The 14,231-nt window shown below is 40.4% G+C and carries 15 protein-coding genes; 3 read left to right on the plus strand and 12 right to left on the minus strand.

The window, feature by feature from the left end; translation table 11 throughout:
• Positions 1-3 precede the first annotated feature (3 nt).
• Genes ACP2AF_RS17200 through ACP2AF_RS17210 form a run of 3 tightly spaced genes read left to right on the plus strand, consistent with a single transcriptional unit; the run spans position 4 to position 2,250 of the window.
• A complete protein-coding gene (locus ACP2AF_RS17200) occupies positions 4-840 on the plus strand; it encodes an ion transporter (RefSeq protein WP_425237379.1) in 837 nt (278 codons plus the stop codon).
• Positions 840-1,760: a tRNA (adenosine(37)-N6)-dimethylallyltransferase MiaA gene (miaA, locus tag ACP2AF_RS17205; RefSeq protein ID WP_425237380.1), complete on the plus strand. Its 921-nt coding sequence runs from the start codon at positions 840-842 to the stop codon at positions 1,758-1,760. Before ACP2AF_RS17200 ends, miaA begins: the two co-directional genes overlap by 1 nt.
• Positions 1,753-2,250, plus strand: a complete 498-nt coding sequence (locus ACP2AF_RS17210) for a gluconokinase (protein WP_425237381.1) — start codon at positions 1,753-1,755, stop codon at positions 2,248-2,250. The genes miaA and ACP2AF_RS17210 overlap by 8 nt, the downstream gene beginning before the upstream one ends.
• A 56-nt stretch (positions 2,251-2,306) precedes the next feature.
• On the opposite strand, the gene ACP2AF_RS17215 is transcribed toward ACP2AF_RS17210, so the two are convergent.
• The 12 genes from ACP2AF_RS17215 to dapA form a co-directional block, all read right to left on the minus strand.
• Positions 2,307-3,017 (minus strand): response regulator transcription factor, encoded by a 711-nt coding sequence (locus ACP2AF_RS17215; RefSeq protein WP_425237382.1) that lies wholly within the window; start codon positions 3,015-3,017, stop codon positions 2,307-2,309.
• A gap of 6 nt (positions 3,018-3,023) precedes the next feature.
• Positions 3,024-4,604 carry a sensor histidine kinase gene (locus tag ACP2AF_RS17220; protein ID WP_425237383.1) on the minus strand — a complete coding sequence of 527 codons (1,581 nt, stop codon included), beginning with the start codon at positions 4,602-4,604 and terminating at the stop codon, positions 3,024-3,026.
• Positions 4,605-4,686: 82 nt separating this feature from the next.
• On the minus strand, positions 4,687-5,271 hold the full coding sequence (gene coaE, locus ACP2AF_RS17225; RefSeq protein ID WP_425237384.1) for a dephospho-CoA kinase: 585 nt from the start codon (positions 5,269-5,271) through the stop codon (positions 4,687-4,689).
• Positions 5,268-6,224, minus strand: coding sequence for a CdaR family protein (locus tag ACP2AF_RS17230; RefSeq protein WP_425237385.1), 957 nt, complete (start codon positions 6,222-6,224; stop codon positions 5,268-5,270). Before ACP2AF_RS17230 ends, coaE begins: the two co-directional genes overlap by 4 nt.
• Position 6,225: 1 nt before the next feature.
• Positions 6,226-7,236 carry a glycosyltransferase gene (locus ACP2AF_RS17235; protein ID WP_425237386.1) on the minus strand — a complete coding sequence of 337 codons (1,011 nt, stop codon included), beginning with the start codon at positions 7,234-7,236 and terminating at the stop codon, positions 6,226-6,228.
• Positions 7,237-7,300: 64 nt separating this feature from the next.
• Positions 7,301-8,113, minus strand: a complete 813-nt coding sequence (locus ACP2AF_RS17240; protein ID WP_120711664.1) for an enoyl-ACP reductase FabI — start codon at positions 8,111-8,113, stop codon at positions 7,301-7,303.
• A 106-nt stretch (positions 8,114-8,219) separates the two neighbouring features.
• Complete coding sequence (gene recN / locus ACP2AF_RS17245; RefSeq protein WP_425237387.1) at positions 8,220-9,872, minus strand: DNA repair protein RecN; 1,653 nt, start codon at positions 9,870-9,872, stop codon at positions 8,220-8,222.
• A gap of 59 nt (positions 9,873-9,931) precedes the next feature.
• A complete protein-coding gene (locus ACP2AF_RS17250; protein WP_425237388.1) occupies positions 9,932-10,819 on the minus strand; it encodes a DUF4835 family protein in 888 nt (295 codons plus the stop codon).
• Positions 10,812-12,017 carry a bifunctional phosphopantothenoylcysteine decarboxylase/phosphopantothenate--cysteine ligase CoaBC gene (gene coaBC / locus ACP2AF_RS17255; protein ID WP_425237389.1) on the minus strand — a complete coding sequence of 402 codons (1,206 nt, stop codon included), beginning with the start codon at positions 12,015-12,017 and terminating at the stop codon, positions 10,812-10,814. The genes ACP2AF_RS17250 and coaBC overlap by 8 nt, the downstream gene beginning before the upstream one ends.
• A gap of 3 nt (positions 12,018-12,020) precedes the next feature.
• Entirely contained in the window at positions 12,021-12,353 is a 333-nt protein-coding gene (locus tag ACP2AF_RS17260) for a DNA-directed RNA polymerase subunit omega (protein WP_425237390.1), read from the minus strand.
• Positions 12,354-12,364: 11 nt separating this feature from the next.
• Positions 12,365-13,219, minus strand: coding sequence for an outer membrane protein assembly factor BamD (locus ACP2AF_RS17265; protein ID WP_425237391.1), 855 nt, complete (start codon positions 13,217-13,219; stop codon positions 12,365-12,367).
• A gap of 119 nt (positions 13,220-13,338) precedes the next feature.
• A complete protein-coding gene (dapA, locus tag ACP2AF_RS17270; RefSeq protein WP_425238042.1) occupies positions 13,339-14,229 on the minus strand; it encodes a 4-hydroxy-tetrahydrodipicolinate synthase in 891 nt (296 codons plus the stop codon).
• Between the last annotated feature and the right edge of the window lie 2 nt (positions 14,230-14,231).

The raw sequence follows: 14,231 nt of genomic DNA on the forward strand, positions 1-14,231 counted from the left end.
TGTTTGGAAAGTCAAAACACGGATAAGGATTGGAGATATAAGCTTCATGCTGTCATTTACGGAACGCATACCCGGATCGGCAAGTTATTCGATATCATCTTGCTGGTTGTAATTGTCTATAGCATTATAGTCGTTATGTTGGAAAGTGTTCCCCGTTTTGATGTGAAATATCATAGATTTTTAGATATCTCGGAATGGGTAGTCACCATACTCTTTTCCATCGAATATATTTTACGTATTATTTGCATAAAAAGGCCAAGCAAATACATTTTTAGCTTCTTTGGAATAATTGACCTACTCTCCACCATTCCAAAATACCTCTCTTTTTTCCTTGTAGGTTCACAATACCTAACGGCCTTTAGAGCCCTTCGTCTGCTTCGGGTTTTTCGAATATTGAAATTGGTACGGTTTGTAGGGGAGTCCAACAATCTTGTTAGAGCGCTCAGGGCCAGCCGCACAAAAATATTCATTTTTGTTTTTTTTGTCCTTGTCATCTCCATTCTATTAGGTACCACTATGTATTTGATAGAAGGACCACAACACGGTTTTAACAGTATTCCCCATAGCGTTTACTGGACTATTGTAACATTGACTACCGTGGGATACGGGGATATATCCCCAGAAACCGGTCTGGGACAGATTATTGCTACATTGATTATGATTATCGGTTACGGTATTATTGCAGTACCAACGGGTATTGTTTCGGCTGAATATGCCTCCTCTAAAAAGAACCTTAAAAACGTAGACGAAGGAAGGTGTTGTCAGAATTGCGGTTCGGAAATCATGAGGAGCGATGCGCGTTACTGCCGTGTATGCGGTCATAAATTAACGGATGATTAATGACCGGTAAGTTTCTGATCAATGTTATTGGACCTACGGCTATTGGAAAAACCAAAATGGCTATTGCCCTTGCCCAATACTTTGATACGGAAATAATTTCGGCGGATTCCAGACAGTTCTACAAGGAAATGCGAATAGGTACTGCCGTACCTTCCATTGAAGAATTAAATACGGTACCACATCATTTTATACAATTTAAAAGCACTTTTGAACCGTATTCGGTAGGAGATTTTGAGCGGGATGCCTTGTCTCTATTGAAACAACTTTTTGCAAAAAAAAATGTAGTCGTTATTGCAGGAGGAAGTGGATTGTATATCGATGCCGTTACCAAAGGTCTGGATAAGTTTCCCAAGGTTGCTCCGGAAGTCCGTAAGGAACTAAACCAGCGCCTAGAGGTTGAAGGTATTGAAGGTCTCCAAAAACAATTGAAGCAACTGGATCCTATACATTACGACAAAGTAGATCTTGAAAACCCTCATCGCCTCGTGCGGGCGTTGGAGGTTTGTCTTGGAACTGGAAAACCCTACTCCTCTTTTTTGAAAGGAAAAAGCCAAAAAAGATTTTTCTCTGTAGTAAATGTTGGACTTCAGGCAGATCGAGAAGTGATTTACAAACGTATTGACAAAAGAGTAGATCTCATGATGCAAGAAGGACTTTTGGAGGAGGCAAGATCATTACATCACCATAAAAAGGAAAACGCATTACAAACGGTTGGATACAAGGAGCTTTTCAATTACTTTGAAGGTATTTGGGAGTTGGATTTTGCGATATCCGAAATTAAAAAAAATACCAGAAGGTTTGCCAAAAGACAACTCACTTGGTTTCGAAAAGATGAATCCATCCTTTGGTTCCCTTATGACTGCGATGTGCACGAAGTCGTTGAATCCATAAAAGATAAAATGAAAAGCGACAATGGTTAAAACTACTGTTTTCTTTATTATGGGCGTGTCCGGTTCAGGTAAATCTACCGTTGGTAAGCTACTGGCAACAGAGCTTAATGTTCCCTTTTTTGACGGGGACGACTACCACCCGGATGAAAATGTGGCAAAAATGGCCGCTGGAAACCCTCTAAATGATACTGACAGAAAAGAGTGGTTATTACGGTTGAATGCTTTGGTACGCAAAAATTTGGATTCGGGAGCCGTTATTGCCTGCTCTGCGTTAAAAGAAAGCTATCGTTCCCAACTTGCGGACGGCGTATTAGAAAAAATCAGATTTGTGCATCTAAAGGGTAGTTTTGAAGAAATTCGGGATAGAATGCAAAAAAGAAAAGATCACTTTATGCCGCCAAAACTGCTAAAATCTCAATTCGATACTTTAGAACCCCCTGAAAGGGCTATTTCAATCTCTATAAAACAAAGTCCTTCATCCATTGTTCTGAAGATTCTCGAACATCTTAACCAAAATTAAAAAGGGGCGGATATTGAATATCCGCCCCTTTTTAATTCATGATGTAAAGGAGAAGGTTAACTTTCGGTCTTTACGACCAACCTAAATCCCTCTCCATGAATATTCAATATTTCTACTGTATCGTCTAGTTTCAAATATTTCCGCAACTTGGCGATATAAACATCCATACTACGGGAAGTGAAGTAGTTGTCATCCCTCCATATTTTTGTCAGGGCCAATTCCCTGGGCATCAAATCGTTTTCATGCAAAGCCAATAAACGCAGTAATTCGTTTTCCTTAGGAGATAATTTTATGGCCTCTTCATCCCTATATTTCAAAAATCTCAATTTTGAATTCAAATGAAAATTTCCTATTTGAAACTCAAATTTTTTACTATCTGCCAATGAATTGGAGGCTTTTCTTTGAAGTATCGCTTTAAGCTTCATTAGAAGCACCTCAGAATCAAAAGGTTTGTTCAGATAATCGTCCGCTCCCGCCTTATACCCTTTTAAGACATCTTCCTTCATGGTCTTCGCCGTAAGAAAAACTATAGGGACGTTCTCATTTTTTTCGCGTATTTCCTTGGCAAGAGTGAATCCATCCTTATAAGGCATCATAACATCCAAGATGCAAACATCATAATTATCCTTTTTAAATTTTTCAAATCCCTCCATCCCGTTTTTGGCCAAGGTCACGTCAAAATCGTTCATTGATAAGTAGTCCTTAAGAACAATCCCAAAATTCGGGTCGTCCTCAACCAAAAGTATTTTCTTATTTACTGTTTCCATAAGTTGTTAAATTAAAGGTAGTTTTATGTAGAAAATGCTTCCTTTTTCTTTTTCACTTTCCGCATAAACCTCACCTTGATGATCTTCAATTATTTTTTTTACATAGGCTAGACCCAAGCCATGTCCTTTTATATTGTGTATGTCTCCTGTATGCTCCCTATAAAACTTCTCAAAAACCTTTTTTAAAACCGCTTTGCTCATCCCAGCACCTTGATCCTGAATTTTTACGATAATGAAGTTCTTGGCAACTTCAGAATACACATCGATTTTAGGCGCTTCAGGGGAATATTTAATGGCATTGTCCAAAATATTCACTACTACATTGGTAAAGTGCACATCATTGGCCAAAACCTCTGTTCTGTCCGCATCCAAGTGGGTCTTTATATAACCTCCACGATCGCCGACTATGAGCTTTACATGTGCAATAGCCCTTTGGATTATGTCGTGTACATCAACCCTGTCCTTACTGATATCCAACTGGTTTTTTTCCAGTTTGGAAATCCGAAGTACATTTTCTACTTGAGCGTGCATACGTTTATTCTCGTCCCGTATCATTTGTAAGTATCTCTGTACCTTCTCCTTATCATTGAATGCCTTAGGGTTCTTTATGGCCTCTACGGCCAAATTTATGGTAGCTATAGGTGTCTTGAATTCGTGGGTCATGTTATTGATAAAGTCCGATTTTATTTCGGAAATCTGCTTTTGTCTAATGAGTTGGTATATTGCACTTGAATAGGCCACTACAATAACCAAGGTGAACAAAAGTGATAAAGCCGCCATTCCCAAAACAGATTGCACTAAAAACCGCTTCTTTTTCGGAAAGGATATCAAAAGGGAAAAATTGGAATTGCCCTCGCTATCCTTGAAAATGGGACCTTCGTAAAATTTTCCCTCCTCAAATTTGAATTTTCTAGATTTTACTTTGGTAGGAAGCCCCTTGCTATACACCCCATATTCAAAAACAATTTCCATCCCGCGGTTTCTTAATTCGCGATCCAGAAGCAGTTCTATCTCCTGTTTGGAAACCCTTTTATGAATAGGTACTTGTTTTGCAAACTCACTGAAAACTTCCTGAAACTGAGCCTTTTCAATAGAGGAAAGCCCTCCTATTTTTTGCAATTTTTGTATAGGGTTAAGCTTATACTGTTTCCCATCCAGACCAAAATCTTCCTTGAAAATGGTCTTTGTCCGCTTGCTGGTATAACTTTTAATTGTAGTGGTATCATTTACACTACCATTGTCAAAGAACGTGGATGCTATACCGTAATCTTCTTCCAAGATACCGTGGGAGTAAAAAAGTATCTCATTGGAGTTTATATCACGGTCAATAAAAAAAATGTTTCTAAGATGAGATCCTTGGAGCTCCCCAATACTATCTTTCTGATTAAGGTACCTATCAAAATAATCCTTGGTCTCCCTTTCTGTTATTTTGTCGGTTACCTTGTTAAGTATCTCACCAATAGTATTGGAGAATTGTTCCTCCCTGTCCTCTACCGATCTTTTTATCCAAAATACTTGAACGAAGATTATCCCGATTAGAGATAGGCTCATTAGGATAACCAAAAGAACAAACAATCTCTTATTCATCTTCGGGTAAAATTAAATATTTAACAACTAGTATTTTGTACGTTTAACCTAACCTTAACAAAAATGTTAAAATGGCAAACTATCAGTTATTATCAAGGAGAAGGCTATGTATTTCCTTAACTTTTAAACGTGTTTCATCTAAATTTTCGTTGTTTATCACGAAATCGGAAAGTGGAATTTTTTTCGAATCGGGCCATTGGTTACCCATTCGCTCCAATATTCTTTCACGAGAGGAACCATCCCGTTCTAAAATCCTATCAATCCGTATTTCCTCTGGAGCGCTAACCAAAATAATTTTATCATAAAAATCTTGGTTTTCATTTTCAAATATAATGGCCGCTTCTTGAATAAGATAACAGAATTTTTGTCTTCTTGCCCAAGACTTAAAACTTTTTCTCACTAACGGGTGGACGATCTCATTGAGCTTTTTTAGCAATTCCGCATCCCTAAAAACCTTCTTCGCTATATAGGAACGATTCAGTTTCTTGTTGGAATAGGCTTCCTCCCCCAAAAGTTCACTTATCTTCTTCCGTGCCGTTTTGGACGAAACCATCAACTTTTTGGCCCGCTCGTCTGAATTGTACACCGGCACTCCTAGCTCTTTAAACATCTTGGCAACGGTACTTTTACCGCTTCCTATCCCACCTGTTAGACCAATAATCCTCATTCCCGCTTTAGTATAAATTCCACCTCGGCCTCCAAAAGATTGGCACTGTAGATGTCCTTTGGGCTCTTTGCCAATTTCAGGGAAAGTGCTTTTGCGTTATCTTCTTTTACCACTCCATAATCTGCTACAACTTGAAAATTGGATTTTTCCAAATTCCTCAGTTCCTTAATCTTGGCCTTGCACAAAATGGAGACACTATCCGGAAAAGTTCTGATCTGGGTTCCTTCCGGTAGGTTTATCACCTCTATGGGAACTTGAATCACTTTTTCGGAAAAACGGGCAATCTTACCCTTTATGGAAACAGATTCGGAAGAAAACGTGGTATGCTTTAATTGCTGAGGCCTTATGATCATTACTTTTCTGGCGAAGTCGCTAGTAAGTTCGTTCAATTGTAATTTGGAGCTCTTGACACTTTGGATGGTATCAATTTCCCCCTTAGGTCCTGTTATGGTTATTTTTTCGGGCTGTACCTCAAGATCACCATCCAACAAATAGTTCTGCACAAGATTCAGCTTTATCTGAGGGCTTACGGGAACTTCCTTGGATGTAAGTTTTAGGAAATCAAGGAAAAGGGTGTCCCTGTCCATTTCCAAAAGGGTCATTGAGCCAGAAAGTTGTCTTTCAATCTGTTTGCGATAAACTTCTTGCGGGACATAAAACTTAGAATGGGTCATTTCCATCTGGGATAAATCAATCTTTACGGATTTATTCTTAAAATTGAAGCCAAGGAATTGGAATCCGACAGCTCTCAATTTTACATTTACCGTATTCTTAGAGGCCTCATCCAACAAAAGGCTGTCCGGTACCTTCACATATTCCAAATTAAAAACCGCGTTACTTACATAATCCTCGGACAAGTTACTTATAAACCAAGCTAGGCCAGAGCAAAGCAAAAACAATAGGAATATTTTTGCCTTTCGTTTCTTTAAGCTCCGCTTTATCTTGTTTATCACCTTATCCGTCTGTTTTAAAGAACAGTTTTGGGAACAGTTCCCAAGGCTGTCGTTTGCTAAAATTAACCCAAATGGTCGACTTTAGAAAACCGTACCCATAACCGAAAAATTGTATGCATACCGCCAACAGGGAAAGAAGGGCCACTGACAAGTTTTTCGTTTTTAGCAACGCATCCAAAAAAAGCAAGACGAAATAAATACCGTAACATAGGATGGGAAGAAACACTCCAACGGTTAATAATAGTACAGACAACAGTAAACCCAAACAAAAAAAAGTGGGAAACCAATAGGTCATTTTTGAGGTCCTGGGATGCCATTTGTTTAAAATGGGGCGGACCATTCCAAACTTGTTCACTTGAATATAAAATTTGTTCCAATCAATTCGGCGTTTGTGGTACACATAAGCTTCCGGAATCAATTTTGTCCTGTATCCCCTGTTCCAAATACGAATGGTAAGATCCGGGTCTTCCCCTGGATGGATATTTCCAAATCCCCCAACATCTTCAAAAGCTTTTTTAGAAATGCCCATATTAAAACTTCTGGGTTGAAATTTGCCCAGACTTTTTTTGTTGCCCCGTATTCCTCCAGTGCTTAAAATAGAGGTCATGGCGTAGTTGATCGCTTTTTGGACCAAGCTAAATGATTCATGCGCGGCATCTGGTCCACCAAAGCAATGCACGAACTCCTGTCGAAGTGATTTTTCAACTTCCTCCAAATACCCTTGGGGCAAAATACAATCGGAGTCCAGTATAATGAAGTAATCTCCTTTGGCTTTTTGCATCCCATAATTGCGGGAATCCCCAGGTCCTGAATTGGCTTTTTGGAAATAGGAAATCGTAAGTCGGTCACTAAACTCTAGGACTACATTTTTAGAGTCCACTGTGGAACCATCCTCAATAATTACAACTTCGTAAGGTTTGGTAAAGGTCTGTTGCACCATACTCTCCAATAGCTCCCTTATTTCTTCTGGGCGATTATATACGGGAATTACAAAGGAAAACGAGAGGTTCATAGGCAAATTCTAAAAAAGCAAAAGCCATGCACTGAGTGCATGGCTTTTAAAGGAACTATATGTTTTATTTTGAAAATGCATCGACAACTTCTTGACTCACGCCCGTATGGGAAAAGCCCCCGTCGTGAAAGAGGTTCTGCATGGTCACTTTTTTGGTAAGGTCGGAAAATAATGACACGGTATAATCGGCACAGTCATCGGCGGTTGCATTGCCTAAGGGAGACATTTTTTCCGCATAGCTGATAAATCCGTCAAACCCCTTAATACCTTGCCCTGCCGTGGTAGCCGTGGGAGATTGGGAAATGGTATTTACCCTTACTTTTTTCTCTTTCCCGAAAAAGTATCCAAAGCTACGGGCTACAGATTCCAAATAGGCCTTGTTATCCGCCATATCATTGTAATCCGGAAAGCTCCGTTGCGCGGCAATATAGGTCAATGCTACCACACTCCCCCATTCATTCATGGCATCGGCCTTATAAAGGCTTTGCATCACCTTGTGAAAGGAAAGCGCGGAAACGTCCCATCCCTTTGCGGTAAAATCATAGTTCTCATCTGTATACTGCCTACCCTTACGGACATTAACGGACATTCCGATTGAGTGCAGTACAAAATCCAATTTTCCGCCAAGGATTTCCATGGATTTGGATACCAAATTGTTCAGATCATCCTCGTTGGTGGCATCGGCCGGTACTATTTCCGAACCTGTGCTTTGGGCCAAGTCTTTAATTTGACCCATTCGCATGGCAATGGGTGCATTGGTCAGTACAAAGGTCCCACCTTCCTCATGAACCCGTTGCGCGGTTTTCCATGCTATTGAATTGGCATCCAATGCCCCAAAAATAATCCCTTTTTTGCCTTTCAGTAAGTTATAAGCCATATATACGGTTTCTTAGGTTGATGCGCAAAGATATTAAAATTAACTACGGCTTTCGTTTGCGAAAACATGGAAAAAATTCAAATTCCAATGTGCTGCCTTGCCTTTTTTAATTTAAGAGTTGTCTGGCATGTGCCATGGCCGAATCTGTTAGATCCTTCCCCCCCAACATTTCAGCAAGTTCCACAACCCTTTCGTCCAAATTCAACTTTTTCATTTGGGTACGGGTAGTTCCATTTTCTTCGGTTTTATACACCTTAAAATGATGGTCGCCCTTTGAGGCCACTTGTGGTAAATGTGTAATTGAAAAGACTTGCATAGTTTTGCTCATGCCCTGCATAATATCCCCCATCCGATTGGAAATTTCCCCAGATACTCCTGTATCGATTTCATCGAACATGATGGTCGGTAAATTTTCGTATTGCGCCAAAACAGCCTTTATAGACAACATAATACGTGAAAGTTCACCACCTGAAGCTACTTTTTTTAAGTCGCCGAAGTCCGTCCCCGCGTTCGCCGAAAAAAGAAAAACCAAGTCGTTCTTTCCATTAACCTTAAAATTTTGCGAATCCTGTATCTCCAATTTAAAGGTTGCACTAGGCATGCCCAAAGAAGCCAAACTCTTTTCCAATTGCTGCTTTAATTCGGGGAGAACTTTCAATCTACGTTTTCCCAAAGTATCGGCAATTTGTACCAGAGCCTCTTTTTTAACTTCCAATTGCGCCTCTTTTTCAGCTATGGAGGCATCCAAATTTTCAGTAGCCGATACTTTTTGGCCCAATTCCGATTTAATAACCAAAAGCTCCGTTACGTCTTGGGCTCCATGTTTTTTCTGAAGGTCGTATAGCAATTGTAGCTTTGCACCTGTTTCTTCCAACAATTTTGGATTGGCTTCTACTTGCTCAAGATAGGATTCCAGTTCGGAACCGAGATCATCGATTTCTAAGTATATGGATTGTATCCGCTCGTCCAATTTGCCAAATTGATTGCCAAAACTTGACAACTTACTAGAAACTTGTTTTAATTCCAACAACAGATTAATGACCCCTACCTGCTCATCGTTCAGCAATTGATGTCCCTTTGAGAGTTGCTCCAAAATGGTCTCCACATTGCTCAACTGTTCGTATTGTTCTTCAAGCTCTTCCTGTATTCCAGTTTCCAAAGGCGCTGCTTTCAATTCCTGCAGCAAAAAATTGTTATAGTCGTGTTCCTTTATGGCATTCTTCTGAAATTCTAAAAGCTGTTCAAGCTCTTTCGAAGTATTTTGATAGTCGCTCAACTTATCCGAATACTCGGAAACGATTTTTTTGTTGTCCGCTAGGGCATCGATTACCTTTAGTTGGAAATCGTTTTCCGTAAGGCGTAAGGTCTGATGTTGCGAATGCACATCGATTAGGCTATCCCCCAACCGGGAAAGTATGCCCAAAGTAACCGGAGTATCGTTGATAAAGGCCCTGGACTTACCACTGGGCAAGATTTCACGACGTATAATAGTCTTGGGGTCATAGTCCAGGTCATTTTCCTCAAAAAGCGTTTTTAAATTGTATTTTTCGATTTCAAATTCTGCCTCGACGATACATTTTTTTTCCTCGTTCCGAAGAGAGGAAAGATCGGCACGCTTACCCAAGACCAAGGACAATCCACCCAATAAAATGGATTTACCAGCTCCGGTTTCCCCGGTAATACAACTGAAACCTTGCGTGAAGGAAACGTTTATATCATCTATAAGGGCGTAATTTTTTATAAGAAGGTTGTTGAGCAAGGCACTGGTCTATTAGTGCAGCAAAGATAATTGATATTCCGATGAAAAAATGGGAAGGATCAGTATTTTATATCATTCCAAGTACTGGAATATAGCGGAGCAATACGGTTAAGGGTTTCCTTTAACTTTACGATATCCACTTTGGGACCGTCCGAAAATATATTTTGAATTTCCTCGGATTTAGCATCAAAAAAAGTCTGGACTAAAAATGCGTTTGGTCTACGTTTTATCATGGTCTCGAACAAGTTCATGGTACCAGCAATGACCTGTTTCCCGGTACTGTTGTTATCCCCAAAAATATCCAGACCCTTTCTATGGTAATTGTACATGGCCACTCGATATTCCCTGAAGGTATTGGAAAGCAGATTGTCCACGAGCTCAAAGCGACTGCGGTTACTGGATTGACTCCACCCTGCCGAATTACTCCCTTGCGCCTGGGTAACAATGCCTTGTGCCGTTCTGTAGTGTTCGGTACCCCCCTCCAATGAGAAGGTATCCGCATCCAGCCCCAAAATGATGTATACGTAGTACGAGATTACACTCACCAAATTGGACTCGTAAACATTCTGATTAAAGAAGAGAGGTTGATATTCGATATATTCAAAATTGAATTGATTGTCCTTGTAATTGAAGATCGGTGTTTCATAGGAGGTGTTAAATACAGGCCGAGAGGATTGAATCTGTATGTTGGCTTCAAATCGATTATTCTCAAAATTGGTTACCGTAATGAACATTTGGGCATTTACCCTTTCGTTTTCCTGATATACCCTGTTCGTCCATTTGTTCTTATTGATAAAGTCCGTCAGGGAACGCTCCAAGGTTACGAATATCTGTTGGTTGGTCTGCGAAACCTGATCCGAATTTACAGTAACTGTACAGTTCATTTCCTGTGCCAGTGCACCTGAAAAAAACACGGAACAAAACAAGACGATTAGAATGCTACGCATGGATTCTGTTGATAATTTCCTTAAGGATGTCAGAGGCTACCGCCGACTTCTCCTTTACATCAAACGCGGTTAAGTTTAAATTCTTGTCTATAAAGGTGATTTTATTGGTCGGTTTTCCAAAACCGGCCCCAGAATCGTTTAGGGAATTCAGTACTATGGCATCCAAATTCTTTTTTTTCAGTTTTTTCTTTGCATTCTCAATTTCATTTTCGGTCTCCAATGCAAATCCCACCAAATATTGTTTTTGCTTTTTTTCTCCCAAGGACAATAAAATATCTTTGTTCTTGACTAGGTCAATGGTCAGTTCGTTCTCTTTCTTTTTTATTTTTTGCTCGGCCACGGTTCTTGGTCGATAATCGGATACAGCTGCCGCAGAAATGACAATGTCCATTTCCGGGTAATGGGAATGCGCCATATCATACATCTGTTCCGCGGAAACTACCTTATGAAGATCGATCTCTGAATGGCTTATGCTCAAATGCGAAGGTCCAGATATCAGAATTACCTGGGCACCAAGATTGGCAGCGACTTTTGCAATTTCATAGCCCATAAGACCGGAAGAATGGTTTCCAATAAACCGCACAGGGTCAATGGCCTCATATGTGGGCCCTGCCGTAACTAGTACTTTTTTATTTTGCAATGGCAATCCTTGTATCAGATGTTCCTGTATAAAGGCAAGAATGTCCTCCGGCTCCGCCATGCGTCCTTCTCCATATAATCCGCTGGCCAATTCTCCAGAGGTAGCCGGTATGATTACATTTCCAAAAGACTGCAATTTATCGAAGGATACCCTTGTGGTTGGATGTTTGTACATATCCAAATCCATGGCCGGGGCGAAGAAAATCGGACATTTAGCCGAAAGATATATAGCCAATAATAGGTTGTCGCAAACACCATTGGCCATTTTGGATAAGGTATTGGCAGTCGCCGGAGCTACTACCATTAGGTCTGCCCATAATCCAAGTTCTACATGGTTGTTCCAATCCGTCGTATGGTCTTCCTCTTTAACAAATGAGGTCAATACCGGGTTCTTGGAAAGAGTGGCCAGGGTCAAGGGAGAAACAAAAGAGCTGGCACTCTCCGTCAAAACAACTTTGACATTGGCACCAGCTTTGATCAATAAACGGACGAGAAAGGTGGTCTTATAAGCTGCAATCCCTCCGGTAATACCTAAGAGGATGTTTTTGCCGCCCAACATGGTCTAAGCGTCTTTCTCCGTGTTTCTATGATATATTTTATCCTGTAGCCATTCTTCTATGGCCAGAGCGTGTGGTTTTGGTAGCTTCTCATAGAATTTGGATACCTCAATTTGTTCTTTGTTCTCAAAAACCTCTTCCAAACTATCACTGTAGGTGGCGAATTCCTCCAGCTTTTCCAACAGTTCCTTTTTAATTTCAGAGTTTATCTGCACCGCTCTTTTGGCGGTTATGGAAATAGCCTCGTAAATGTTATCTGTTTTTTCATCAAACTCGTTCTTGTTGATGGTAATGGTTGAGACTGGAGCTTTCGAATTTTTTAAATCGTTCATATTCATCTGGAATAATGTTATTTAGCTTCCTTACTTGTATTTATTAGCGTACTGTTATTGAGTTCCTTTTCTATGGTCTCCAAAAGATCATCGGCTTTTTCCGCATATTTGGTTTCCGGATATTGCTTTTTCAGCGCGTTGTAAGCAGCCTTTGCAGTTTGCAACCGCTCAGGTTTTAAGGACTCAAAGCTGTTCAATGCCAAATTGGTGGTGGCTTCTACCTTAACATAAAAGGCCTCTTCGCGGTAAATGGAACCCGGAAAGTCCGAAACAAAATTGTCCAAGGAGGCAACAGCGGACTTCAACATATCATAGTTAAATTCACCCAATTTATTGTACTGCTTGGCAATCTCAAAAGCCTTTTTTTCCTTTTTCGTAGTAAGTTCCTGAGCCATGTCGTTGGCCTGGCCAAAAAATTCCGAATCCGGATAAGCATTTATAAATGTCTGTAATTTTGCCAGGGCCTTGTCTGTGTCCGTTTGATCCAAGGAATATTCGGGAGATAGCTCATAGTAGCTTTTAGCACCTAGGAAAGAGGCCTCCGGAACTTTTTCACTTTTGGGATAGGATTTTATAAACCGCTCAAACTGGTAGCCGGCCATGTTAAAATCCTCTCGTTGAAAATAGGTGTTCGCCAAAAAGAACAAGACCCGTTCGCCCTGTGGCTTTCCTACATACTTGGGGGCTATTTGTTCGAAGAGACGATTGGCGCGTTTATAATCTTCCTCCTCGTAGTACTTCTGGGCCAAATCATACTTTGCCTTCACTTCTTCGTTTTTAAGTACTTTTTGATATTCACTACAGGACTGAAGGGCAAATAAAAAACTTGCTACCATCAAAAAACAGGAAAGTCTACCGATTTTCGAAAACATTTTGCAAAATTAGGGATTCTCAATGGATATAAAAAACAAATTATATAACGCTAAAATAACGTCTTGTTTTATGTTCTCTATATTTTTAGCTAAGATTTAACGTTCTGAACCCAAATGATTTAGGCATGGACCTCGCTAAGAGGCAAGACAAAATCCTTCAGAATTCGCTTTAATTGTGGCGTTGCTTCAACAAGGGGGAGACGGACGGTGGCGGCGCACAAACCTAATATCTCAAAAACTGCCTTGATACCAGCCGGATTGCCTTCCTGAAAAATAAGGGACATTCCCTCTTGAAGTTTATAATGCAGTGCATACGCCTCGTCCGGTCTGTTTTCAAGACCCAGGCGAATCATATTGGAGAATTCCCTTGGGATACCCTGTCCTAAAACAGAAATCACTCCGGATCCTCCCGCCAATACTGTGGGTAATGCCGTGATATCATCCCCGGATATCACCATAAAATCCTTCGGCTTTTTCTGCATAATATCCATCACCTGTATCATATCGCCCGAGGCCTCCTTAATACCAACAATGTTTTCAAAATCATGGGCCAATCGAAGCACAGTACTTGGCAACATATTACTGCCCGTTCTACCCGGAACATTATATAATATAATAGGCTTGTTGGTTACTTCGGAAATGGATTTGAAGTGTTGGTAAATCCCTTCTTGGGTAGGTTTATTATAATATGGGGATACTGAAAGTATCGCTTCAAAATGGTCCGACTCAAAAGCCTTTACCTCATCCACGATCCTGTAGGTACTATTTCCACCTATCCCCAAGACCAAGGGAAGCCTCCCTGCATTTGCAGAAATAACAGCCTCCATGACTATTTGTTTTTCGGCCTTGTTCAAGGTAACGGATTCACCGGTAGTACCCAGCACTACCAAATAATCCACTCCCCCATCAACACAATAGTCAACAATACGTTCCAGGGCTTTGGTGTCTATAGAAAAATCCTCATTAAATGGGGTCACCAATGCAACACCAGTACCTTTTATGCTATCCATCA

Origin of the sequence: Ulvibacterium sp., from assembly GCF_965248315.1 — a bacterium.
Taxonomy (GTDB): Bacteria; Bacteroidota; Bacteroidia; order Flavobacteriales; family Flavobacteriaceae; genus Ulvibacterium.